19 protein-coding genes are annotated in these 24,498 nt (G+C 69.7%); 2 read left to right on the top strand and 17 right to left on the bottom strand.

What is annotated here, in order from left to right:
• Window positions 1–9: 9 nt before the first annotated feature.
• The 11 genes from QSJ95_RS09760 to QSJ95_RS09710 form a co-directional block, all read right to left on the bottom strand.
• Complete coding sequence (locus QSJ95_RS09760; RefSeq protein ID WP_285642003.1) at window positions 10–687, bottom strand: TetR/AcrR family transcriptional regulator; 678 nt, start codon at window positions 685–687, stop codon at window positions 10–12.
• Between the two features lie 115 nt (window positions 688–802).
• Window positions 803–2,143 carry a spinster family MFS transporter gene (locus QSJ95_RS09755; RefSeq protein ID WP_058490104.1) on the bottom strand — a complete coding sequence of 447 codons (1,341 nt, stop codon included), beginning with the start codon at window positions 2,141–2,143 and terminating at the stop codon, window positions 803–805.
• Window positions 2,144–2,189: 46 nt separating this feature from the next.
• Window positions 2,190–3,302, bottom strand: coding sequence for a flavin reductase (locus tag QSJ95_RS09750; protein ID WP_267852919.1), 1,113 nt, complete (start codon window positions 3,300–3,302; stop codon window positions 2,190–2,192).
• Between the two features lie 61 nt (window positions 3,303–3,363).
• Window positions 3,364–4,971: an AMP-binding protein gene (locus tag QSJ95_RS09745; protein WP_285641997.1), complete on the bottom strand. Its 1,608-nt coding sequence runs from the start codon at window positions 4,969–4,971 to the stop codon at window positions 3,364–3,366.
• Between the two features lie 111 nt (window positions 4,972–5,082).
• Window positions 5,083–6,033, bottom strand: coding sequence for a hydroxymethylglutaryl-CoA lyase-like TIM-barrel protein (locus QSJ95_RS09740; RefSeq protein ID WP_009623025.1), 951 nt, complete (start codon window positions 6,031–6,033; stop codon window positions 5,083–5,085).
• Window positions 6,030–7,091 carry an LLM class flavin-dependent oxidoreductase gene (locus tag QSJ95_RS09735; RefSeq protein WP_197674138.1) on the bottom strand — a complete coding sequence of 354 codons (1,062 nt, stop codon included), beginning with the start codon at window positions 7,089–7,091 and terminating at the stop codon, window positions 6,030–6,032. The genes QSJ95_RS09740 and QSJ95_RS09735 overlap by 4 nt, the downstream gene beginning before the upstream one ends.
• Before the next feature lie 567 nt (window positions 7,092–7,658).
• A complete protein-coding gene (locus QSJ95_RS09730) occupies window positions 7,659–8,651 on the bottom strand; it encodes an Ldh family oxidoreductase (RefSeq protein WP_285641993.1) in 993 nt (330 codons plus the stop codon).
• A gap of 10 nt (window positions 8,652–8,661) precedes the next feature.
• Complete coding sequence (locus tag QSJ95_RS09725) at window positions 8,662–10,029, bottom strand: DUF1329 domain-containing protein (protein ID WP_285641992.1); 1,368 nt, start codon at window positions 10,027–10,029, stop codon at window positions 8,662–8,664.
• A gap of 10 nt (window positions 10,030–10,039) precedes the next feature.
• Entirely contained in the window at window positions 10,040–11,845 is a 1,806-nt protein-coding gene (locus QSJ95_RS09720) for a DUF1302 domain-containing protein (RefSeq protein WP_285641990.1), read from the bottom strand.
• Between the two features lie 163 nt (window positions 11,846–12,008).
• Complete coding sequence (locus QSJ95_RS09715) at window positions 12,009–13,088, bottom strand: AraC family transcriptional regulator (RefSeq protein ID WP_161796256.1); 1,080 nt, start codon at window positions 13,086–13,088, stop codon at window positions 12,009–12,011.
• Window positions 13,089–13,159: 71 nt separating this feature from the next.
• A complete protein-coding gene (locus QSJ95_RS09710; protein WP_285641987.1) occupies window positions 13,160–13,813 on the bottom strand; it encodes an NADPH-dependent F420 reductase in 654 nt (217 codons plus the stop codon).
• A 153-nt stretch (window positions 13,814–13,966) separates the two neighbouring features.
• On the opposite strand from QSJ95_RS09710, the gene QSJ95_RS09705 reads away from it, so the two are divergent.
• Window positions 13,967–14,866, top strand: a complete 900-nt coding sequence (locus QSJ95_RS09705) for a LysR family transcriptional regulator (protein WP_285641985.1) — start codon at window positions 13,967–13,969, stop codon at window positions 14,864–14,866.
• A 66-nt stretch (window positions 14,867–14,932) separates the two neighbouring features.
• On the opposite strand, the gene QSJ95_RS09700 is transcribed toward QSJ95_RS09705, so the two are convergent.
• From QSJ95_RS09700 to QSJ95_RS09685, 4 genes are all read right to left on the bottom strand, one after another.
• Window positions 14,933–16,306 carry a DUF1329 domain-containing protein gene (locus tag QSJ95_RS09700; RefSeq protein WP_009623036.1) on the bottom strand — a complete coding sequence of 458 codons (1,374 nt, stop codon included), beginning with the start codon at window positions 16,304–16,306 and terminating at the stop codon, window positions 14,933–14,935.
• Between the two features lie 13 nt (window positions 16,307–16,319).
• The gene (locus QSJ95_RS09695) at window positions 16,320–18,131 is read right to left on the bottom strand and encodes a DUF1302 domain-containing protein (RefSeq protein ID WP_064582774.1); all 1,812 of its coding nucleotides are present in this window, start codon (window positions 18,129–18,131) and stop codon (window positions 16,320–16,322) included.
• A gap of 104 nt (window positions 18,132–18,235) precedes the next feature.
• Window positions 18,236–19,681, bottom strand: a complete 1,446-nt coding sequence (locus tag QSJ95_RS09690; RefSeq protein ID WP_058070455.1) for an aldehyde dehydrogenase family protein — start codon at window positions 19,679–19,681, stop codon at window positions 18,236–18,238.
• Between the two features lie 82 nt (window positions 19,682–19,763).
• Window positions 19,764–21,248, bottom strand: a complete 1,485-nt coding sequence (locus QSJ95_RS09685; protein WP_285641978.1) for a flavin-containing monooxygenase — start codon at window positions 21,246–21,248, stop codon at window positions 19,764–19,766.
• A 169-nt stretch (window positions 21,249–21,417) separates the two neighbouring features.
• Between QSJ95_RS09685 and QSJ95_RS09680 the strand changes: the two genes are divergently transcribed.
• Complete coding sequence (locus QSJ95_RS09680; protein ID WP_285641976.1) at window positions 21,418–22,014, top strand: TetR/AcrR family transcriptional regulator; 597 nt, start codon at window positions 21,418–21,420, stop codon at window positions 22,012–22,014.
• Window positions 22,015–22,050: 36 nt separating this feature from the next.
• Here QSJ95_RS09680 and QSJ95_RS09675 read toward each other — a convergent pair whose 3' ends face one another.
• Both QSJ95_RS09675 and QSJ95_RS09670 read right to left on the bottom strand, forming a co-directional pair.
• Window positions 22,051–22,881 carry an SDR family NAD(P)-dependent oxidoreductase gene (locus tag QSJ95_RS09675; RefSeq protein ID WP_052267898.1) on the bottom strand — a complete coding sequence of 277 codons (831 nt, stop codon included), beginning with the start codon at window positions 22,879–22,881 and terminating at the stop codon, window positions 22,051–22,053.
• Window positions 22,882–23,538: 657 nt separating this feature from the next.
• Window positions 23,539–24,498: a quinone oxidoreductase family protein gene (locus tag QSJ95_RS09670; RefSeq protein ID WP_285641969.1), complete on the bottom strand. Its 960-nt coding sequence runs from the start codon at window positions 24,496–24,498 to the stop codon at window positions 23,539–23,541.

The following is a 24,498-nucleotide window of genomic DNA, read 5'->3' as shown; positions in this document are numbered from 1 at the left end:
CGTCCAGCCTCAGGCGCTGGAACCCGCCGCCAACGGCCGGTGCGCCACCCGCCCGGCCGCTTCCCCGGCAACGCCCAGGCCGAGCAGGAAGAACTCCACCGCGCCGTCGATGGCGCTGGCCTGCCGCTCGCCTTCGAGAATCTGCCGCAACAGGTAGAGGCAGCCGCCGATGATGCAGTCGGCCGCGGCCTGCGCGTCGGCAATGGCGAACGATCCCTGCTGCGCGCCGCTGCGCAGGTCCCGCAGCAGCCGGCTGCCGAGGGTGGCGCCGAGGTCGTTGATGCTGTGCGCCGAGTGGATGAAGAACCAGCCCCACACCGGGTCGTGCAGCGCATGGTGCAGCGTCCTGCGGATGTTGTGGCCGACCTGCTCGACGATGTCGCGGCTGTTCGCGGCCTCGGCGTCCAGCAGGTCCGCCAGGGCCAGGGCGTCCTCGATGAACACCGCGCGGGCGATCGCTTCCTTGCTGCTGAAGTAGTTGTAGAACGAGCCCAGCGACAGCTCGGCGCGCTCGGTGATCTCGCCGATGGCGGTGGCCTCGATGCCCTGCCGGCCCATGACCTCGCGCGCCGCGCGGATCAGCTTGGCGCGGGTGCGCGAGCGCGCCTTGGCGTTGCGCGTGGCCGCGCCGGCATCCGCTTGGGGCGCGGGCGCCCCGGGCTGGTTGTGTGGCTTTCTGCTCGACATGCGCCGTCCTTCGATCACGCCCTTGCGCTCCGCGGGGCGGAGCTTTGCGAAGGCGTACTCTACAGCAGTGGCCCGGCCGAGCGCTGGTCGGCCGCGGCGCTCGGCCGACCGGGCCTCAGCTGGCGCCCTGGGGCGTGGCCTCGCTTAGCGCGGCGCTCTGCCGGTGGGCATCGGCGGCGTAGGTGCGCGCCCCCATCAGCAGCGCCAGCATGCACAGCAGCAGCGACACCGGAATCAGCAGCATGGCGTCGTGCAGGCCCAGGGCGCGGAACTCCTCGCGCATCTGCCCGGTGCCGGCGGCGAGCATCGCCAGGTGCGAGAAGTGGTCGGAGAGCAGGCCCACCACGATCGGCCCCAGGCCGCCGCCGAGCAGGTAGAGGAAGATGAAGTACAGGGCCATCGCGGTGGCCCGCAGGCGCGGCTCGATGACGTCCTGGATCGCCGTGTAGACGCAGGTGAAGAAGGCGTAGGAGAACAGCCAGCCGACGCCGAACACGGCGATGAACAGGCCGGTATCGATGCGCCCGGCGAGCAAGGCGCCGCCGGTGGCCAGCGCGGCCACCAGCATGCTGAAGGCGGCGAACAGCAGGCGCCCGCTGCGGCTGCGCTGGTGCAGGTAGTCGGCGACCCAGCCGCCGGCGGTGAGGCCGATCAGTCCGGTCAGGCCGACGATCAGCCCGGTCGCGATGCCCGCCTGCTCCAGCGGCAGCAGGAAGTAGCGCTGCAGCAGCGGCACCATGAACGAGTTGCAGGCGTAGCTGGCGAAGTTGAACGCCAGCCCGGCGAGGATCAGCCACCAGAAGGTACGGATCGCCAGCACCCGGCGCATGGGGCGCGCCACCGGCGTGCTGTCGGCGACCACGCCGTCGGCCGCGCCACGTGCCGGCTCGCGGATGCGCAGGGTGAAGAACGCCAGCAGCAGCCCCGGCACCGCGGCGATGAAGAAAGGCGCGCGCCAGCTGTCGAAGGCCTTGACGATGGCGCCGGTGGTGAAGAACGCCAGGATCAGCCCCAGCGGCAGGCCGAGCATGAAGATGCCCATGGCGCGGGCGCGCTTGTGGGCCGGGAACAGGTCGCCGATCAGCGAGCTGGCGGCCGGCCCGTAGCTGGCCTCGCCGACACCGATGCCCATGCGGATGAGCAGGAAGCTGGTGTAGTTCCAGGCCAGCCCGTTGAGCGCGGTCAGGCCGCTCCAGGCGGCCAGGCCCCAGCCCATGATGCGGCTGCGCGAGCCGCGGTCGGCCATGCGCCCCAGGGGCAGGCCGGCGATGGCGTAGACCAGGGTGAACACGGTGCCGGCCAGGCCCAGCTGGAAGTCGCTGAGGTTCCACTCGTGGCGGATCGGCTCGACCAGGATCGCCGGGATGGTGCGGTCGAAGAAATTGAACAGGTTGGCGAGGAAAAGCAGGAAGAGGATGCGCCAGGCATTGTCCGCCTGCTGGCTGTGCTGCTGCATGGTGTTTCCCTTGTTCTTGTTGTCATGGACACCGGCACGCCGGGCTTCAGCGCGGCAAGGCCGCGGAGCCCGCCGCCGGGTGGCCGAGTTGCCGGGACAGTTCGGCGGCGGCCGCGAGCAGGCGCCGGGGCACCTCGCCCTCCCAGTCTGCACCCAGGCGTGCCGGGCTGCCTGCCAAGGTCAACGCCATGATCATGTCACCATTCGTGTCGCGAATGGGTGCGCTGAAAGTATTCACCGCGGTTTTGTGCAAACGCGCCGGCGCCGGCCCCAGCTCGCGGGCCAGGCCGCGCCGGCGCACCTCGTCGAGGGCCGCGCGGAACTGCTCGCGGCGTGCATCGAGGTCCTGCCCGGGCTCGGCGAACTGGCGCAGTTCCTCCTCGATGAAGGGCGTGGTCCAGGCCTCCGGCAGGAAGGCGGCGAAGGCCTGGCCGGTGGCCGAGCGGGTGACCGGCATGACCAGGCCGCTGACCAGGTGCTCGCTGACCGGCTGGCGCGACGCCTCCCAGTGCAGCGCCACCGGCCCGCGGTTGCCCCAGGCCGCCAGGCACAGGCTGTGCTCGCCCAGGCTCGCGGCCAGCTCCGGCAGCGCCGCGACAACGTTGCGCAGGGCCTGCGGCGGCAAGGCCGGGGCCTGTTCGAACTGCAGGTAGGAAGCCTCCAGGTCCCAGGAATGCGCCAGCATGTAGCGGCCGCCGGCGAAGGCCAGCGGCCGGCGGTTGGCGTGGCCGATGCGCAGCACCCGGCCGATGTAGATCAGGTGGTCGCCGCTGGGATAGGCGGCCACCTGCTCGCACTCCAGGTGCGCCGCCGCGCCGGCCAGCACCGGCGCGCCGCCGTGGCCGTCATGGTGCTCGACGCCGTCGAACTTGTCCTCGCGGGACTTGGCGAAGTGCCCGGAAAGCGCCACCTGGTCGTGGGCCAGGATGTTCACCGCGAAATGCCGGCTGTCGCGGAAGGCCTCGAAGCTGCGCGAGGTCAGCGCCTGGCTCCAGAGCACCAGCGGCGGGTCGAGGGACACCGAGCTGAAGGAGTTGGCGGTGACGCCGTGGGCCACGCCCCGGGCGTCGCGGGTGGTGACCACGGTGACGCCGGTGACGAAGGTGCCGAGGACGTCGCGCAGTTGCCGCTGGTCGAAGGGAGCGACGGAGAGAGTCATGTCGTCATACCTGCAAGGGGCCGCGCCGGGCGGCCGCGAGATCGAAGAGGAAAGCCGCGGCTCAGCGCGGAACCGTGAGGCCGACGGCGACGTGGTCCCAGGTGTCGGCGGTCAGCCCGGCTTCGCGCAGGGGGACCTTGAGCACCTTGCCGGTGGGCGTGCGCGGCAGCACCTGCACCACGCGGTAGTAGCGCGGCACCATGAAGCGCGGCAGTTGCCGAACGCAGTGCTGGAACAGCGCGCTGAAGTCCAGCGCCTGCGGGGCGTGGTGCTCCACCACCACCATCACCTCGTCCTCGCCCAGGTCCGAGCGCACGCCGATGGCCGCCGCGTCCACCACCCCGGGGAAGGCCGCCAGGGCGCGCTCCAGCTCCATCGAGGAGATGTTCTCGCCGCGCCGGCGCAGCGAGTCGGACTTGCGGTCGTGGAAGTAGAAGAAGCCGTCCTCGTCCATCGAGCCCAGGTCGCCGGTGTGCCACCACAGGCCGGCCATCTTTTCCAGGGTCGCGGTCGGGTTGCGGTGGTAGTGGCTGAGCATGATGTGCGGCAGCCGCGGGCGGTAGACGATCTCGCCGACCTGGCCGGGCGCCAGGCGGTTGCCCTGCTCGTCGTGGATTTCCAGGATCGACGAGGCGGTCGGCTTGCCCAGCGAGCCGACCTTGCGGCCCTGGCGCGGGTTGTACAGGACGTTCTTGATCTCGGTCTGGCCGTAGCCTTCGAGCACGTGCACGCCGAAGCGCGCCTCGAAGCGGTAGAGCACCTCGGCTGGCGCGGGCGCGGCGAACACCAGCTGCACGTCGTGCTCGCGGTCGCGCGGCGACGGCGGCGTGGACAACAGCATGTGCAGCATCGAGCCCAGGGCGTTGAACTGGGTGGCGCGGGCTTCGCGCACCTCGTTCCACAGGTTGCTGACGCTGAAGCGCGGCGACAGGATGATGCAGGCGCCGGCGTAGATGGCCGCGGCGCAGGTGGTCACCTGGGCCATGCCGTGGAACAGCGGCATGCAGGTGTACAGCCGGTCGCGCGGGGTGAGGCCGAAGGCCTGGGCGGTCTCCCGCGCCATGATCACGCCCTGCAGGTGCGGCGCGACCACGCCCTTGCTCTTGCCGGTGGTGCCGGAGGTGAAGCTGATGGCGCCGATGTCGTGGTATTCCACGCGGGGGAACTGCGGCGCGTCGCTGGCGCCGGCGAGCAGCTCGGCCCAGGACAGCACCCGCAGCCCCGGCGCGTCGATGCCTGGCGCTTCGTCGCCGAGGTGGACCAGGGTGCGCAGCGTCGGCGGCAGTTCGTCGAGCTGGGCCACGGCCTGGGCCAGGCGCGAGTCGGTAATGAGTATCTGCACCCCGGAATGCTCCAGGGCGTAGTGCAGGAACTCGCCCTTGTAGGCGTTGTTGATCGACACGTTGACCAGCCCGGCGCGGGACGAGCCGAGGGTGGTGAACAGGTATTCCGGACGGTTGCCGAGGAACACGCCCAGCACGTCGCCCTTGCCCAGGCCCTGCGCCATCAGCGCCGAGCCGAGCCGGTCGGCCTCGCGGTTCAGCTCGGCATAGCTGTACTCGCGGCCCTCGAACAGCAGCGCCGGGTTGTCCGGCGCCTGCCGGGCGCGCCGGGCCAGCAGGCCGGTCAGGGTGCCGCCGCCAAGGTCCTCTAAGTCATGCACGTTCATGGATTCGCCTCTTGTTGTTATGGTGGCCCGGCATACCGGGCGCATGTTTCGTGGGCTACCGGCCGGCGGCGCTCTGTGGCGCCTGGCGGCCGGGCACGCAGGCCCTGTGTTCTATCGCCTGGCCCAGTCGAAGGTACCCTGGGCCTTGCGGAAGGCTTCCAGCTCGGCCTGGTCCAGCGGTACCTTGCCGACGCGCCGGGTGAAACCCTTCTCGCCTGCGCCGAGGATAGCGTCCAGCCAGTTCGCCGTGTCGATCAGCGCGCCCAGGTCCAGCCCGGTGTCCACGCCCATCAGCTCCAGCAATTGCACCGCGTCCTCGGTGCAGACGCCACCCACCGAGGCCCCCGGCGCCGCCGGATGGCCGCCGGAGCCGGCCAGGGCGGTGTCGATGTTGGCCACGCCCAGGCGCGCCAGCTCGGCGACGTTGGCCACGCCCATGCCGCGGCTGTCGTGGACCTGCACGTTGAGCCGGTCGATGCCGGTGAGCCCGGCGGCGAACTCGACCATGGCGCGCACCTGCGGCGGCGCCGCGTAGCCGCAGGAGTCGGCCAGGATCCAGTGCTCGACGCCCATGGCCAGCAGGCGCTCGGCCAGCGGCCGCACGCTGGCCGGGCCGCGCGGCAGGCCGATGGGCCCGCCGAAGGCGGCGATGATATAGGTGCCCAGGCCGGTGCCGGTGCCCTCGGCCAGCTCGCGCATCTTCTCAAGCTCAAGCAGGGAATCGTCGATGGAGCGGCCGATGTTGGCGCGGGCGAAGGCTTCGTCGGCGGCCAGCAGGAACCAGGCGACGTGGGCGCCAGCGTCGATGGCGCGCTTGAGCCCGGTGAGATTGCCCACGCAGCACTCCAGCGACAGCCCCTCGCGGCGCTGCACGCCGGCGAACACCTGCTCGGCGTCGGCCAGCCCGGGCACCAGCTTCGGGTGGACGAAGGACGACACCTCGATGGCGCGCATCCCGGCCGCGCTCAGGCGGTCGACCAGCTCGATCTTCTGCGCGGTGCTCGCCGGCCGTGCCTGGAAGGCCAGGCGCGGCGAGATGTCGCGAAGGCGCACCGGCTTCATTGCAGCTCCTGCTTGACGCGCACCAGGAAGTCCTTCAGCGACGGTTCCCACAGGCCATCGGCGCCGCCGGTGAAGAGGAAGGCGCCGATGCCCAGGGCGTGGTACTGCTTGAGGGTGGCCATGACGCGGTCCGGGGTGCCGACCAGCGCCGCCGAGTTGGCGAAGCCGCCGAGCAGCTTGACCAGCCCGCTCCAGAAGCAGTCGTCGTGGACGTCGGCGTTGGTCAGCGACAATTGGCGCTCGCGCCCCACCGAGGTGTCGCCGGCGCTGGAGCGGGCGAAGCGGTTGCTGCCCTGGGCGGCGAGGATGGTGTCCTCGGCGGCGTGGGCGGCGGCCCAGGCGGCCTCGTCGGTGTCGCCCAGGAACAGCCGCAGGCTCAGCGAGAATTCCGGCTTGCGCCCATGCTTCTCGGCGGCGGCGAGCACCCGCTCGATACGCTCGCGGGTGCCGGCCAGGGGCTCGCCCCAGAGCATGTAGGTGTCGGCATGGCGGGCGCCGAATTCGATGGCCGCGTCGCTGTCGCCGCCCATGAACACCGGCACGTGGTTCTTCAGCGGACGCAGCAGCTGGCGCACCGCCTCGGCGCGGTAGAACTCGCCCTGGTAGTCGAAGGACTTCGGCTCGCTCCAGCAGCGCTTCATCACTTCCACGTACTCGCCGGCGCGCTCGTAGCGGGTGGCCTTGTCGGCGTAGTCGCCCTCGCGGTGCACGTCCTTGTCCGAGGAGCCGGTGACGAAGTTGATCGCCAGGCGCGCGCCGGACATCACGTCCATGGTGGCGAAGCAGCGCGCCGCGGCGGCCGGGTGCATGACCCCCGGGCGGTGGGCGACGATCAGCTTGACGCGGCTGCTTTCGGCGAACAGCAGCGGCGAAGTCACCAGGTTGTGCGGCCACAGGGACGAATAGCCGCAGAGTACGTAGTCGATGACCTCCGCCGCCTCCCATTTGCGCGCCTGGCGCGCCAGTGCCTCGGGGCTGGGGACGTTGTTCTCGAAGGGACTGTCCACGGTGAATATCTTGACCATCTGCTGCCGTTCCTCGTTGTTGTTATGGGGCATCGCCGCCACGGGGAGCGGCGATGAGCTTGAGGCGACTATAGGGCGCGTCCGCGGGGCTCCATAGGACAGGCCACGACGGACAGGGGACCGAAGACGACAGACTGGAAGGTTCTCGATGCAGGGTATGGCGGGCAAATGAAAACGCCGTTTCCCAGGGGTGGGAAACGGCGTTTGTGCGCTGCTTTTCGTAGGATGGGTTGAGCCTTGGCGAAACCCATGCGGTCGTGGCGATGGGTATCGCTTCGCTCAACCCATCCTACGTTGGTGTATTCCTGCAGTTGTAGGAGCGAGCTTGCTCGCGAAAGTGTTCGCCGGTGGTTGCGGTGTGCTGGGTGGACTCCGCCCCTCTCCCCAACCCTCTCCCTAAAGGGAGAGGGGGCTGTCCTGAGCGGATTTGGGGCTTGGTGTCATCCTGGAACAACGGAGGTTTCAAGAGCGACAGGAGTATCAGGATAACTGCTGACTTCCCGCACACACCGAACGGCCCCCTCTCCCTTCAGGGAGAGGGCTGGGGAGAGGGTTGCGGACGTCAACACCGCTCCAGCGCCAAACCATACTCCCCTTCCCTCACCCTCCAGTCCCAGCCGCCTTCACCAGAGCCTGATACACCACCTCCTCCACCTCGACACGCCCCTCCGCCAGCCGCCGCTCACGCTCCGCCGCCGACCGCTCGAACGGCACCCTCACCGGCCTACCTTCCTCCAGCGGACGGGTCGCCCGCAGGCTTTCCAGGTACTCACCCACGCGCTGGCGGAAGTCCTCCCGCTCGCCGAACAACCCGGGATCCACCACCAGCAGGAAGAAGCCGCAGTCACGCAGCCCCTCGGGGGCCGCCGCGGCGCCGCAGAGCATGCCCAGCAGTTGCACCACCAGCGCCAGGCCCGAGCCCTTGTGGCCGCCCCAGACGCTGAAGGCGCCGGCCAGGGCTTCGGCCGGTTCGCGGGTCGGCTGGCCTTGCCCGTCGAAGGCCAGGCCCGGCGCCAGTTGCTCGCCCAGGCGCAGCTTCAGCAGCACCTCGGCGAGCATCACGCTGGAGGTGCCGATGTCCCAGATCATCGGCGCCGTCGGGGTGGGGAAGCCGAAGGCGATGGGGTTGGTGCCGAAGCGCTTTTCGGTGCCGCCGTGGGGCGCCACTATGTGCCCGCCGCTGCCGGCGATCATGCCGGCGAAGCCGGCGCCGGTGACCTGTTCCAGGTAGTAGGAGAACATCCCCGTGTACCAGGTCTGGCGGGCGCCGACCACGGCCACGCCGCTGTCGCGGGCCTTGGCGATAGCCAGGTCGGTGGCGCGCTGGGCAACCAGGTAGCCGACCTGGTCGCCGCCGTCGATGGCCGCCGACACCGCGCTTTCCCGCTCGATGCGGATCGGCCGCGGCGGCGTGGGGCTGGCGGCGATCCGCTCGATGATCGACAGCGCCCGCGGCAGGCCGCCATAGGACAGCCCGCGCAGTTCGCAGTCGATCAGGTGGTCGGCGATCACCCTCGCCTCTTCGGCGCTGTGGCCGCAACCGCGCATGCCGGCTTCGGCCAGTTCGCGGGCCTGCTGGATACTCAGAAACATATCGCCTCCCTTAGCGCACGCCGTCGTTGCGCAGTGCTGCGGTGCTGAAGTCGCTGGACGAAAGCTCGATCCCGTATTGCACAGGCGCCTTTTCCTCGTTGCCCAGGCCGATGGCGATGTAGCGCCCGGCGATCAGGTCATACAAGGCTTCCAGGGCGTACACCGGGATCTGCTTGTCGTACTGCTGGTACAACTGCGCCTCGCCCACCCGCCAGAGCTGGCCGCGGCCGTCGTAGAGCTCCGACTCGGCGATCTGCCAGCTGTCCTCGTCGAGGTAGAAGCGGCGCTTGGCGTAGATGTTGCGCTCGCCGCTCTTCAGGCTCGCTTCCACCACCCACACGCGGTGCAGCTCGTAGCGCGTCAGGTCCTGGTTGATGTGCCCGGGCTTGAGGATGTCGGCGTATTTCAGCTGCGGCGAGGCCAGCCGGTAGTTGTTGTAGGGAATGTAGATTTCCCGCTTGCCCAGCAGCTTCCACTCGTAGCGGTCCGGCGCGCCGTTGAACATGTCCAGGTTGTCCGAGGTGCGCAGGCCATCGGCGGCGGTGCCGGGGCCGTCGTAGGCGATCTGCGGGGCGCGCCGCACGCGGCGCTGGCCGGCGTTGTAGACCCAGGCCAGGCGCGGCTCCTTGACCTGGTCGATGGTCTCGGCCACCAGCGACACGTTGCCGGCCAGGCGCGCCGGCGCGGTGACCTTCTGCTTGTAGTAGAAGAGCAGGTTGGCCGCCTTGTCCGCCGGCAGGTCGGGCAGGCCGTCGGGCATGGCGATCTCGTCCTCGAAGTTGACCAGGCTGTATTCGCCGTTGGTCTGCGGCGCCGCCTGCACGATGGAGCGCCGCAAGGTGCCGCCGCGGTAGCGGGTGATGTGGTTCCAGATCACCTCCAGGCCGTTGTGCGGGATGGGGAAGGCGTAATAGCGGCTGTCGGTGAAGTCGGCCAGGCCGCTGCCGCCCTCCACCAGCTTGGTGCGCTGGGCGCTGATCTTGGCCAGGTCGTAGATCTTCTGCGGCAGCGCCGCGCTGCGGTGGCTGCTGTACACCGGGATGCGGTAGCTGTCCGGGTAGCGCTGGAACAGCGCCAGCTGGCCCTCGGTGAGTTTGCCGCGGTACTGCTGCAGGTTCTGCGCGGTGATCACGAACAGCGGCTTCTCGCCGGCATAGGGGTCGCCGACGAAGCCGCCGGCGGCGATCGGCGCGGCATCGGTCGGCAGGCCGCCGGTCCACGCCGGGATGCTGCCGTCGGCGTTGCCGGCCTTCTCCGCGCCCAGCGGGGTGAGGCTGCTACCGAGTTTGGCGGCCTCGTCGGGGGTGGCCGCGGCCAGCACGCTGGTGGCCAGCAGGGAAAGGGTCAGGGAAGCGAACCATCGGGTTGTTGCACGCATCTGTGGCTCCTCAGAAGTTCACGCCGAAGCTGAGCGCAAGGAAGTCGCGATCGCCCTGGGTGTTGTACTTGCCGTCGAAGAAGTTGGTGTAGGAAAGGCTGGCCGTATAGGTATTCAGGTAGTCCGCGTCCAGGCCGACGCTGGCGGCCTTGGCGCCCTGGTTGAACTGCCCGTTGGGGCCGTAGCCGTCGACGTCCTGGGACCAGGCCAGGTTGGGCTTGAGGTTCACCCCGGCGAACACGTTGTTGTAGTCCCACAGCGCGCGCACGCGGTAGCCCCAGGAGTCGCGGGTGACGAAGCCGGCGGTGCCGAACTCGGCGCGCTGCACCGGGTCGTCGACGCTGCCGAAGTTGGGGTCGCGGCCGTAGCGCAGGTCGTGGGTGCTCTCCAGGCCGCCGACGTGGTCGTAGGCCACCTCGCCCACCAGGGTCAGGCGCTCGGCGCCCATCACCTGGTCGAAGAAGTGGGTGAAGGTGGTCTGCAGTTGGGTGATCTCCTTGCGCCGGTAGCCCTGGTTGTAGGCGCCCTCGCTGGTGGGGATGGTTGGCGAGGCGAGGCCGCCGCTGATGGGGTTGAGCAGCGCCCGCGGCAGGTCGGTGGTGTTGATCTGCAGCGGCGCGTTGGGCCGGTAGCTGATCTCGCCGCTCCAGGCGGTGCCGGTGGGCAGCGTGGTGGCGAAGCTCAGGCCGTAGAGGCGGATGTTTTCCGGGTATTCGAGAAAATACTGGCCGGTGCCCAGCGCGGCGCTCTGCAGCAGGCCGCCGGCCAGGGGCCCTGCGGCAGCGTTGAAGGCCGGGTTGGCGGCCACCGCGAGCAGGCCGCTGGGCGTCCGGGTGGAGAGGAACGGCGTGCGGCTGTGGTAGTTGATGAAGTAGCCGCCGTACTCGACGTTGTCGGTCTGCCAGCGCAGGGCCAGGCCCCACTGCCCGGAGTCGCGCGCCTCGCGGTCCTTGCCGCGGGGGATGGCGACGCCCTCGGCGTCGACGTCGAAGCCGATGCCGAAGGCCCGCGCCAGGGGCTCCAGGGGCGCGATGGCCGGCGAGCCGACGCGGTTGTTGTCGTTGCAGCCCTTGGCCACCACGTCGGAGCTGGAGAAGAAGGTGCCGCAGTTGTCGACCACGGTCTTCTGCCATTCCAGCTGGTAGAAGCCGTCGACGCTCAGCGAGTCGCCGAGGCTCTGCGATAGCGAGAGCATGTTCACCGGGATCAGCGCTTCCTTGACCTCGGCGCCGGGGCGGCGCAGGGCGGAAACGTCCACCGGGTTGATGGCGTTGATGCCGTTGGCGATGAAGGTGCTCTCGCCCCAGCTCACCACCTGCTTGCCCAGGCGCACCGCGCCGGGCTGCCCGCCGATGTCGTAGTTGCGGTAGACGAAGGCGTCGAGGATTTCGCCGCCGGAGGCCTTGGCGCCCTCGTCGCGGCCGTGGTCGTCGATGTCCTTCCAGGGCCGGTTTTCGTCCTTGAGTTCGAAGTCGTACCAGTAGCGGCCGCGCAGCAGCGCACCGTAGTCGCCGTACTTCAGTTCCAGGTCGTGGATGCCCTTGAAGATCTTCGAGAAGGTTTCGCCGCGCTTGAAGTTGAGGCGGCCATCGTCGCCGGTGGCGGTCGGGCCGCGCCCGCCGTTGTTGATGCCGACCAGGTTCCTGTCGATTTTCGAGGTCCCCCAGCTGGCGCCGAAGGAAAGCGAGGAGTCGAGCTGGCCTTCGATCTCGCCGAGGGTGAAGTTGTAGGCATGGGCGGGGGCGGCCAATCCCAGTACGACCGAGAAGGTCAGTACCTGCGACGCAAGGTTGGCCTGCCGATTTGTTCTTGTCATTCGGCGCTCCTGAGGCTGGGCCTCTTATTGTTCTGGCACCGCCCGCCTGGCCGGCGGGGGTGTGGCAGAACGATAGGGCCAGGCCCGGGGCGCAACTAGGACCGCCCGCGACGCCCAGGGGACCGAAGACGACAGTCGAAGGCGGTCGCTGCCAGCCGGGCCCTCAGCCCTTCTGCGAACGCCGGAAGACGCTGGGCGACATGCCGGCCCAGCGGCTGAAGGCCCGGGTGAAGGCGCGCCGTTCGGAGAAACCGAGGCGTTCGCTGATGCTGTCCAGGTCCAGGTCGGTTTCGCGCAGCAGCTTGCTGGCCTGGCGGAAGCGCAGGCGCGCCTGCAGCGCGGCGAAGCTCTCGCCCTCGCTCTGCAGGCGCCGCTGCAGGGTGCGCACCTGCATGCCGAGTTCCTCGGCGCTGCCCTCGATGCCCAGGCTGAGCAAGGCCGGGCGCTCGCCGAAGAGCCGTTCCAGCTGGCCGCTGATGCCCACCTGCGAGGTCAGCCGGGAAACCCGTTGCTCGATGCTCACCTCGGCCTGCCGATGCAGCTCGGGCAAGGCGCCGAACAGCGGCTGGTCGAGCAGTTCGCGGGGCAGCACGATGGCGTTGCAGGGCTGCTCGAAACGCACTTCGGCAGCGAAGTGGCGGGCATAGAGTTCGCCATACTCCGGCGCGGCATGGCGCACCAGCACGCGTTCCACGGCGTTGCGGCCGATCAGCGTGCGGGTGAAGCGCAGCATCGAGGCCAGCCAGGCCTCGGTGAAGTAGCGCGTCGGCGCCGGCCAGGCCTGGTAGTCGCCCAGGTCGATGCGCAGCTGGGCGTAGCGGCTGCTTTCGTGCAGGGTCATGCGCAGGCTCTGGCTCATCAGCTCGCTGACCCAGTCCAGCGCGCGCAGCGCCTTGCGCAGCGTGGTGCAGGTGGCCAGGTAGGTCTCGATCTCGGGGATCGAGCCGAAGGCGAAGGACTCGCCGAAGACGAAGGGAAAATGCTCGCCACGCGCCCTGGCCGCCTCGGAGCGGGCGACGCAGGCCTCGATCAGCCGGCTGGACTGGGCCAGGCTGATGCTGACCTCGTTGAGGCGGATGCCATCCACCCGCACGCCGATCTCGCGGAGGATGGGGTCGATGGCGAAACCGCAGCGCGCCGCTGCCTGGATCCAGCTGGGCAGCGGTACGAAAGCGATCTTTTCCTGCGGCGAAACAGGCCGGGAGGGCCTGGCGGCGGGCGGTGCGGAGGGACTCTTGGGCATGCCGCCCATACTATCGGAGTCACTCGGGGCAAACCAGAATCCCCCGCGCCAGAGCCCTCCCCCGCGCCGCGTCAGCTGCGCCAGGCGCCTTCGGCCTGGTTGGGCCCGGTATCGGCCAGCGCGGCGCGCAGGCCGGCGCTGTCCAGGCGCCGGCAGTAGGCCGGGCGGGCGCGTTCGAAACGCCAGCCCTCGGCCAGGGGGCCGGCGTCGACCACGTCGTAGCCGAAGCGCTCGTGCAGTTCAGCGGCCGCCTGCTTGGCCTGCGCATCGTCCCCGGCGATCGGCAGCGCGCGGCGGTCGGCGGCGCCGGCGGGCCGCGCGTCGGCCACCAGGTCGCGTTCGAGGATGGCGTTGAACGCCTTGACCACCCGGGCGCCTTGCAGGTGCTGCGCCAGCAGTTCGCTGGTGGTGGTCGCCTGGCTGTCCAGTTCGGCGAACTGGCCGTCGCGCTGCGGGTAGTAGTTGTTGGCGTCCAGCACGATCTTGCCGGCGAAGGCCTGCGCCGGCAGCTCGCGGTAGCGGCCGAAGGGGATCGCCAGCAGCAGCAGGTCGGCGAAGCCCGCGGCCTGCTCCACGCTGCCGATCCGGCAGCCCAGGGAAATCATGGTGCTGGTCAGCGTGTGCGGGCCACGGGAGTTGCTGAGCATGACCTCGTAGCCGTTCTTCACGCCCAGCTCTGCCAGGGCGCGGCCGATGAAGCCCGCCCCGATGATTCCGATACGCATCGCCTGTCTCCTGTTGTCCGTTCTCGATGAGGGCCGGCCGGCGCTTGCCAGCCGACCCGGAAGCCAGGATGCTATTTGAAACCCAGAGGCGGAAAAATCGGCCTCCATTTGCAAGTGCCGAAACCATTGGTTTTGAATCGCGAGTTTTGAATCATGGATCGTCTGCAAAGCATGGCGGTATTCGTCAAGGCCGCCGACAGCGGCTCCTTCTCCGCCGCCGCCGCGGCCCTGGGCATGTCCTCGCAGATGGTCGGCAAGCACGTCGGCGCACTGGAGGAGCGCCTGGGCGTCAAGCTGCTCAACCGCACCACCCGCCGGCAGAGCCTCACCGAGGTCGGCCAGCAGTACTACGAACGCTGCAAGCTGGTGCTGGCCGAGGCGGAAGCGGCCGACGCCCTGGCCCTGAACCACAGCGCGGTGCCGCGCGGGCGCCTGCGCATCAGCGCTCCGGTGACCTACGGCACCTACTGCCTGCTGCCGCTGCTCGGCCGCTACCTGCGCGCGCACCCCGAGGTGCAGGTGGAACTGTCGCTCAACGACCGCCTGGTGGACCTGATCGACGACGGCTTCGAGGCGGTCATCCGCATTGGCACCCTGGGCGACTCCAGCCTGGTGGCCCGGCCGCTGGCGCCCTACCGGCTGGTGGCCTGCGCCTCGCCGGCCTACCTGGCCGAGCACGGCACGCCACACGCCCCGGCCGAGCTGGCCCGGCACCAGTGCCTGGGCTTCACCTTCCAATCGCCCGCGGCGGCCAGCGACTGGCTGATGCTCGACAGCGAAAGCCTGCAGTACTTCTCCCGCGGCAGCCGCTTCCAGGTCAACGACGCGCGCGCCCAGCGAGCCGCGGCGCGCGACGGCCTGGGCATCCTCCTCGGCGCCGAGGCGATGCTCGCCGAAGACCTGCGCCGGGGCAGCCTGGTGCGGCTGTTCCCCCAGCTGCAGATGCCGGCGCGGCCGGTGCACCTGCTGTACGCCAGCGACCGGCGCATGCCGCCGAAGCTGCGCAGCTTCGTCGACCAGGTAGTGGCGGAGCTTGGCGCCGGCCAAGCCTGAACGCCACGCTGGCGAGCAAGGCGCCACCGCCCTGCCCGCTCACGCGCACAGGGCGGTGGCCGGGTTTCAGCGCACCCCGGTGCTGCGCAGCGCCGAGGGGGTGAAGTCGGCCGGCGAGGCCTTGAGGTCGAACTGCACGAAGGTCTTCTCCTCGTTGCTCAGGCCGGTGACGATGTAACGCCCGGCGATCAGGTCGTCGAGTTCCTCGAAGGCGTAGGCCGGCACTTCGCGCTGGTAGTAGGGCATCAGCATGGCGCGGCCGACCCGCCACAGCTGGCCGCGGCCGTCGTAGAGGTCGGACATCGCGATCTGCCAGCTGTCCTCGTCGAGGTAGAAGCGGCGCTTGGCGTAGATGTTGCGCTCGCCGCTCTTCAGCGTCGCCTCCACCACCCACACCCGGTGCAGTTCGTAGCGCGCCAGCTCCGGGTTGGTGTGGCCGGCCTTGAGGATGTCGGCGTACTTCACCGTCGGCGCGGCCAGGCGGAAGTTGTTGTAGGGGATGTACAGCTCCTTCTTGCCGATCAGCTTCCAGTCGTAGCGGTCCGGCGCGCCGTTGTACATGTCGAAGTTGTCCGAGGTGCGCAGGCCGTCGGCGGCGGTGCCGGGGCCGTCGTAGGCCACCTGCGGGGCGCGGCGCACGCGGCGCTGGCCGGCGTTGTAGATCCAGGCCATGCGCGGCTGCTTCACCTGGTCGAGGAAGTCGTGCACCAGCAGCACGTTGCCGGCCAGGCGCGCCGGCGCGGTGATCTGCTGCTTGAAGTACAGCAGCGCGTTGGCGGCGGTGTCCGCCGGCAGGTCGGGCATCTTGTCGGGGAAGGCCACCTCGTCCTCGAAGTTGACCAGGCTGTAGCTGCCGTTGACCTGCGGCGCGGCCTGCACGTACAGGCGCCGCAGGTTGCCGCCGCGGTAGCGGGTGATGTGGTTCCACACCACTTCCAGGCCGTCATGCGGGATGGGGAAGGCGTAGTAGCGGCTGTCGGTGAAGCCTTCCAGGCCGTTGCCGCTGGGGATCAGGCGGGTCTTCCGGGCGCTGACCTTCGCCGCCGCGTAGATCGCCTCGGGCACCGCGTTGGAGCGGTGGCTGGTGTACACCGGCATGCGGTAGCTGTCCGGGTAGCGCTGGAACATCGCCAGCTGCCCCTCGGACAGGCGCGCGCGGTACTGCTCGAGGTTCTTCGCGGTGATGGTGAACAGCGGCTGCTCGCCGGCGTAGGGGTCGCCGAGGAAGCCATTGGCGGTCACCGGCGCGGCGTCGGGCTTGAGGCCGCCGGTCCAGGCCGGGATGCTGCCGTCGGCGTTGCCGGCCTTCTCCGCGCCCAGCGGCGTCAGCGAAGTGCCGAGCTTGGCCAGTTCGTCCGGCGTGGCCGCCGCCAGCGCGTGGCCCGCCAGCAGGCTCAGGACCAGGGCGATGCCGTGCAACTGTATCTTGGGCTTGTTCATGCAGGCTCCCTCCTCAGAAGTTCACGCCGAAGCTGAGCGCGACGAAGTCGCGGTCGCTGATGGTGTTGTAATCGCCGCCGAAGAAGTTGGTGTAGGAAAGGCTGGCGGTGTAGGTGTTCTGGTAGTCGGCGTCCAGGCCGATGCTGGCGGCCTTGCTGCCCTCGTTGAACACCGGGCCGTAGCCGTCGACGTCGTGGGACCAGGCCAGGTTGGGCTTGAGGTTGATGCCGGCGACGACGTTGGGATAGTCCCAGATGGCCCGCGCGCGGTAGCCCCAGGACGACGAGGTGTAGAAGCCGTGGCTGCCGTAGCGGCTGGCCGCCGCCGGGTTTTCCGGCACGCCGTAGACGGCGTCGCGGCCGTAGCGCTCGCCGACGTCGTCGGTCATGCCGCCGACGTAGGTCAGGCCCAGCTCGCCCACCAGGGTCAGGCGCTCGGCGCCCATCACCTGGTCGAAGAACTGGGTGAAGGTGGTCTGCGCCTGGGTGACTTCCTTGCGGATGTAGCCGTGGCTGACCTGCCCGGCCGCCCCCAGCGCGCCGGCCACGCCGCCGCTGGCGAAGCCGCCGGCCACGGTGGTGGCCAGCAACGGGGTGAGGTCGGTGGTGTTGGTCTGCAGCGGCATGTTCGGCCGGTAGCTGATTTCGCCGCTCCAGGCGGTGCCGGTCGGCAGCGTGGTGGAGAAGCTCAGGCCGTACAGGCGGATGTCCTCGGGGTATTCGAGGAAGTAGCTGCCGCGGCCGAGCAGGATCGGCTGGGCCAGCGCCGCGGTGGCCGGGCTGGAAAGCGCCAGCAGGGCATTGCCGATGTCGCCGCGGTTGGCGTTCTGCATGCTGACGATGGGCGTGCGGCTGTGGTAGTTCATGAAGTAGGCGCCGTACTCGGTGTTGTCGCCCAGCCAGCGCAGGGCCAGGCCCCACTGCCCGGAGTCGCGCGCGTCGCGGTCGGCGCCGCGCGGCACCATCAGGCCCTCGGGGGTGACGGTGACGCCCAGGGAGTTGAGCACGGCCTTGGTCGCCGGCGCGTTGAGGCCGGCGACCGAGGCCGGGTCGAGGATGTTGTAGTTGTTCCGGCAGCCGTCGGCGGCCACGTCGGTGGTGGAGAAGAAGGTGCCGCAGTTGTCGATGACGGTCTGGTCCCACTCCAGCTGGTAGAAGGCTTCCATCGACAGCTGGTCGGTCAGGCCCTGGGAGATGAAGGCCATGTTCACCGGGATCAGGCCTTCCTTGATCTCGGCGCCGGGGCGGCGGAAGGCGGCGACGTCGATGGGGTTGATGCTGTTGATCGAGTTGAGGATGAAGGTGCTCTCGCCCCAGCTCACCACCTGCTTGCCCAGGCGCACGCTGCCGGGCTTCTCGGCGATGCTGTAGTTGTAGTAGCCGAAGGCGTCGAGCAGCTGGAAGCCGGAGGACTTGGCGCCCTCCTTGCGGCCGTGGTCGTCGATGTCCTTCCACTGGCGGCTTTCGTCCTTGAGCTCGAAGTCGTACCAGTACTTGCCGCGGGTGAAGACGCCGAAGTCGCCGTACTTCAGCTCCAGGTCGTGAATGCCCTTGAAGATCTTCGAGAAGGTCTCGCCCTGCTTGAAGTTCAGCCGGCCGTCGTCGTTGGTCTGGGTGAAGCCGTGGCCGCCGTTGGCCGCGCCAATCAGGTCCTGCTTGGGACTCTGGGTGCTCCAGCTGGCGCCGATGGACAGCGAGGAGTCGAACTGCCCCTGGATCTCGCCGATGTTGAAATTGACCGCCGAGGCCTCGGCACTGACGCCGACGCCCACCACCACCGCCAGTATCTTCGGGCTGAAGCCGGCGAACCTTATTGTTCTTATCATTTGGCGCTCCTTGATGGATGACTCGATCCACGTCCGCCGCGGCCCGGCCGCGGCGGGGTTGGCATGTGCCGCGCGGCCCGCCGGGCCGGCGCGAACCCCTCCCCTCAACCGCCGGTGGCAGCGGCGATCAGGGCGTCGGCCAGTTCGCCGTAGGGGGCGAACATGGCGCGTACCAGGTCGTCTTGGCCGCGCTCGACCACCGAGCGCAGGTTGGAGAATTCGAGGAAGCCTTCATGGCCGTGGTGGCGCCCGCTGCCGCTCTTGCCGATGCCGCCGAACGGCAGGCTGGGCACCGCGGCCTGCAGCGCCGCGCAGTTGATGCAGGCGCCTCCGGAAACGGTGCGGCCGAGCACCCGGTGGGCGCTGGCCGGGTGGGCCGAGAACACGTAGATGCCCAGCGGCCGCTCGTGGACGTTGACGTAGGCGATGGCCTGGTCCAGCTCGCGGTAGGTCAGCACCGGCAGGATCGGGCCGAAGATCTCCCGCTGCATCAGTTGCATGCCATCGTCCACGTCCAGGGCCAGGGTGAAGGGCAGGCGCCGCGCCTGCGGCTGTGCCTCGCCGCCGAACTGCACCAGGCTGGCGCCCCTGGCGCGGGCGTCGTCGAGGTAGCCAAGCAGGCGCTGCAGGTGCCGCGCGTTGATGATGCCGGTGGTGTCGGCGCGGCTGGCATAGCCCGGCAGGCGGCTGTCCAGCAAGGCGCCGATCATCTGGACGAAACGCTCGCGGTCGTCCTCGTGGACCAGCACGTAGTCCACGGTCACGCACATCTGCCCGTTCTTGATGGTCTTGCAGCCGACGATCTGCTCCACCGCGGCTTCGTCCAGGCCGCCGGGGGCGATGATCGCCGGGCACTTGCCGCCCAGCTCCAGGGTCACCGGCACCAGGTTGTGCGCCGCGGCCACCGCCACCTGGCGGCCGACCTCGGTGCTGCCGGTGTACATCAGGTGGTCCCAGGGCTGTTCGGCGAAGGCCCGGGCCAGGTCGAGGCCGCCGGCCACGGCGGTGAGCTGCTCGGCGTCGAAGTGGCTGGCGAGCATCTCCAGCAACAGTTCGCTGCAGGCCGGGGCCAGGTCGGAAGGCTTGACGATCACCCGGTTGCCGGCGGCGAGCATCTCCACCACCGGCCCCAGGCCGATGTCGAAGGGGAAGTTCCACGGCGCCATGTTGCCGATCACGCCCTTGGGCTGCGGCTGCACATAGGCGTTGGCGCTGCCGTACAAGGCAGGGTCCAGGGCCCGCGCCTGGGGCTTCATCCAGCTCACCAGGTGCTCGGCGGCGTACTGCGCGCGCCCCGCCACGCCCAGGCACTCGACCAGGTCGGCGAACTGCTTCGGGTGGCTGCCGAAGTCGCTGGCGATGGCCTCCTGGATGCGCGTGCGGTTGGCCAGCAACATGTTCGCCAGGGTGCCGAGCAGCGCCAGGCGCTGGGCCAGGCTGGGCATCGGCTCGGCGAGGAAGGCGCGGCGCTGGGCGGCGAGCAGCCGCTGCAGTTCGGCGATCTGCGCCGCGTCGCCGGCGCCGGGAGTTTCACGTTCGATAAAGGCCATGGTCGTTCCTTCGCAGTCTGGTAGCGGGCCCGGCTGTGGCGCCGGCCCTGGTCATCGTCACGGGAAGCCGCAGCGGCGCGGCTCAGGTGCCGGGTTGCAGGGCCTCCCCGGCCGGCGTGGCGCGGTGGAACTTCAGGTTGCGCTGGGCCAGGCGACCGAAACGCATGTCCAGCAGGTCGCCCAGGTAGCTCTGCTTCTGCCGCCAGGGCGCGCCCGGGCCCTGCTTGGGGAACAGCGGCGCGGCGCGCAGGATGTAGCCGGACTGCAGGTCCAGCAGCGGCGCGGCGGGCATCCGCGGGTCGTCCGCCTGGGCTACGCAGTGGCTGTAGCCCTTGCGCGCCATGTAGCGCAGCAGGCGGCAGACGTAGAGGGAGGCGAGGTCCGCGCGCAGCGTCCAGGACAGGTGGGTGTAGCCGACGCAGACCGCCGCGTTGGGCAGCCCGGACATCATCAGGCCCTTGTAGCTGTAGGTGTCGCCGACGGCCACCGGGCGCCCGTCGACTTCGAAGCGGATGCCGCCGCAGGGCACCAGCTCCAGGCCGGTGGCGGCCACCAGGATGTCCGCCGCCAGCTCCTGGCCCGAGGCCAGGCGCACGCCGTGCTCGCTGAAGCCCTCGATGCGGTCGGTGACGATCGAGGCGCTGCCCTTGCGCAGGGCGCGGAACAGGTCGCCGTTGGGCACCAGGCACAGGCGCTGGTCCCAGGGCTGGTAGCTGGGCGTGAAGTGCGGGTCGAGCGGGAAGTCCGCGCCCAGGTAGCGGCGCATGCCGCCGCGGATCATGCGCTTGGCCAGCGCCGGGCGGTGCCGGCAGAGGCGGTAGAGGAACAGGCTCAGCAGCACGTTCTTGGCGCGCACCAGCTTGTGCGCCAGTTTCTCCGGCAGCACCTTGCGCAGGCCGTCGGCCAGGGCATCGGTGTCCGGCAGCGACAGCACGTAGGACGGCGAGCGCTGCAGCATGGTGACGTGGGCCGCCTCGCCGGCCAGGCTCGGCACCAGGGTCACGGCGGTGGCGCCGCTGCCCACCACGACGATGCGCTTGCCCTGGTAGTCGAGGTCCTGCGGCCATTGCTGGGGGTGCACCAGGCGCCCCTGGAAGCGCTCGATGCCGGGGAAGGCCGGCAGGTGGCCGGTGTCGTAGCGGTAGTAGCCGCTGCACAGGTAGAGGAAGTTGCAGGTGAAGCCGCGCAGCTGGCCGCCGACCTCGACCTGCAGCTGCCACAGCGCGCGGGGCGATGACCAGGCCGCCGAGACGATGCGGTGGCCGAAGCGGATGTGCCGGTCCACGCCGGACTCGCGCGCGGTGTCGCGGATGTATTCGAGGATGCTGGCGCCGTCGGCGATGGCCTTGCCGGCCTTCCAGGGGCGGAAGCTGTAGCCGAGGGTGAACATGTCCGAGTCCGAGCGCACGCCGGGGTAGCGGAACAGGTCCCAGGTGCCGCCGATGGACTCGCGCGCCTCGAAGATCGCCAGGCTGCGCTGCGGGCAACGCGTCTTCAGGTGATGGCCGGCGCCTATGCCGGACAGCCCGGCGCCCACCACCAGTACATCGAAATGCTCGACCGACATCTGGATCTCCACGCTGTTGTCGTACGCCCGGCGCTGCCGGACGATGCTTTTTTATGCGGTGAAGCGTCGCTAAGATGCAAAAACCCCGGCGCCTGCTTTAAGGTAGGCACCTTAAAACCGAATCTAAGGTGAACACCTTACAATGTCAACCGCCGAACAGGTGAAGCCCATGAAGCGCCAGAACACCCGGGAGCGCATCCTGGTCACGTGCCGCAAGCTGTTCAACGGCAGCGGCGTGGCCGCCGTGACCACCGCGGCCATCGCCGAGGCGGCGGGCATCAACGAGGGCAACCTGTACTACTACTTCAAGAAGAAGGCCGACATCGTCAGCGAGCTGTTCGAGCAGTTCGCCGCCGAGCAGCTGCGCGTGGCCTCGCAGCAGGACGACCTGCACCTGTGGTTCCAGCTGATGTGGGAATGGCGCTTCTTCTACCGCGACAGCATGACCCTGTTCGGCCTCGACCCCAGCCTGCGCCCGCGCCTGCAGACGCTCTCCGACGAGGTCCAGGCCCACGGCCGCGCCAAGCTGCTGGCGATGATCGGCAGCGGGCGCATGAACCTGCGCGAGGAACAGGTGGAGGCGCTGCTGGAGAACGCCTGGATCGTCTCCACCTACTGGATCGAGTACCTGCACTCGCGGCACGGCATCGTGCGCGTCACCCGCAAGCACCTGAACTGGGGCTACAACCAGATGGCGGCGCTGTTCGAGCCCTACCTGGTGCGCTCGCGCGACGTCCGCGCGGCCGCCGGCGAGCAGGCCGAGTGACGCGCGGGGCCGCTCGCCGGCCCCGCGCCCGGCGTCTCAGTCCGCAGCCTCGACCTTGTCCATGCGCGCCCGCATGATCCGCTGCATCAGCCGCGGCGACAGGCGCTGCAGCAGCCAGCCGACGCCCACCTCGCTGCGCGGGGTGACGCAGAACAGCCGCCCCTTGCTGATGTCCGTGAGCACGTCCGCCGCCACCCGGTCGGGCGACACGCCGCGCCGCGCGTAGTACTCGACGGCCCGCGACTGCCGCTGCTCGGCGCCGGCCCCGCGCATGCGGGTGTTGCGGATGATGGCGGTGTCGATGGTGCCCGGGCAGAGGATGGTGACGTCGACGTTGCGCCCGGCCAGTTCCGCCGCCAGCGACTGCGACAGCCCGACCACCGCGTGTTTGGAGGCGCAGTAGGGCGCGGTGCGCGGCATCGGGATCAGCCCGGCGCCGGAGGCGGTGTTGACGATGTGCCCGCGCCCGGGCTGCGCCAGCATGCGCGGCAGAAAGGCGTGGATGCCGTGCACCACGCCCATCAGGTTGACCTCGAAGACCCAGCGCCAGTCGGCCAGCTCGGTGTCCTCCACCCGCCCGGCATGGCCGACGCCGGCATTGTTGAACAGCAGGTCCACCCTGCCCTCGCGGGCATACACGCGCTCGGCGAAGGCCGCCAGCGCCGCGGCGTCGGTGACGTCCAGCGCCTCGCCGGCGGCATTGGGCAACCCCTCGGCGACGCGCTGCGCCGCCGCGCCATCGACGTCGGTGCAGTACACCCGGGCGCCCAGCGCGCCCAGATGCTGGGCAATGGCCCGGCCGATACCCGAGCCGGCACCGGTGACCACGGCGATCTTGTTGTTGTAATAGCTGGCCAGTTTCGACAACGCGGCATCCTCCTCAGGATCGTTCGCCATACGGCGCCGCTGCGCACCCGGGCCATGCGCAAAGGCACGGCGGACGGCGCAACGGGCCCCACGCCTAAGGTGATTACCTTAAAAAGTGCAAGAGGTCAAACCCGCCGCAGCTCGCCGCGGTTGTCGTACTGGTCGACCTTGGCGATTGCCCGGCTGATGGCCGGGGTGGTGTACGTGCCTGCCGATGGGAAGCGCTGATCACAGTCTTGCCGACTACGCCGAAACGCTTTTCGTAGGATGGGTTGAGCCTTGGCGAAACCCATGCGGTCGTGGCGATGGGTATCGCTTCGCTCAACGCCATCCTACGACGCTCCAGGGTTGGCCTGGGCACACGGCCATGGCCTCGGCGTATCGGCGGATAACCGCGAACGGTTATTCGCCCTACGCTTCCGGAAGCCCGAATCGCGGACGGAGTCCGCCCCTACGGTTCCAAGAAGCACGGGCGTAGGAGCGGACCTTGTCCGCGATAGCCGGTCGTCCCGGCGCGATTCGCGGATGAGATCAGCTCCTACACTGCCCACCCTCGCCATTCCAATGTAGGAGCGCGCCCTGCGCGCGAAATCGCGGGCAGGGCCCGCTCCTACAGGTTACCGGGAAGCATGGTATTCCTCCCCCGCGGCTCCCCGATCACAGGGTGAAGACGATGCGCTCGGCGGCGCTGCGCTGCCAGGCCGACTCGACCTCGCTCAGCGGCACCGCCTCGGCGTCCACCTTCAGCCCGGCCGGCTCGATGGCCCGCAGCAACTGGCCGATCACCTGCACCAGGCCTTCGTTGGAGACGCTGCCCAGGCCGCTGCCGAGCAGCTCCAGGCCGGAGCTGCGCAACGCGCCGGCGTTCAGCGGCAGGCTCGCCCCGGCGAGCGAGCCGATGTTGACGAAGCGCAGGCGCGGCGAGGCCTCGCCGCTGCCGTGGCTGGCCGCGGCGTCGAGGATGCAGGCCGCCGGCGGGCCCCACAGGTAGTCCAGCACCACGTCGATGCCGCGGCCCTGGATTTCCTCGCGCAGCTCGGCGGTCAGTTGCTCGGCCGGCTGGTCCAGGCGGATGAACTGGTCCGCGCCCAGGGCTCGCAGCTCCGCCTCCACCGCCGGGTTGCGCGCGGTGGCGATCACCCGCGAGGCGCCCAGGTGCCTGGCCACCTGGATGGCCAGGCGCCCGGAGGTGCCGGCGGCGCCGTTGACCAGCACGCTTTCGCCGGGCTTGAAGTGCGCGCGTTCCTGCAAGGCCGCCCAGGACGACATGCCGGGGTTGGCGATGGCCGCGGCGGTGATGTCGTCGATGCCGTCGGGCACCGCCACGCAGTAGCGCGCGTCCACCGCCACGGTCTCGGCCATGGCGCCGTGGGGCGCGCGGGGGAAGGCGAAGTACACGCGGGTGCCGTCTTCCAGCAGGCCCACGCCGTCGACGCCGGGCACCGCCGGCAGGCTCCGGGGGCTGCTGTAGTGCTTGCCGCTGGCCTGGGCGCGCACCAGTTGGCTGAGGGCGGCGGCGCGCACGCGCACCAGCACCTCGCCGGCGACGGCTGGCTGCGCCTCGAACTCGCCGTAGCGCGGCGGCTGGTCGAAGGCATGGACGATGGCGGCTTTCAT

This window comes from Pseudomonas sp. NBRC 100443, from assembly GCF_030268185.1.
GTDB lineage: Bacteria > Pseudomonadota > Gammaproteobacteria > Pseudomonadales > Pseudomonadaceae > Pseudomonas > Pseudomonas citronellolis.
Note: the sequence above shows the minus strand (reverse complement) of the source record. Positions and strands in the feature narration are given on the sequence as shown.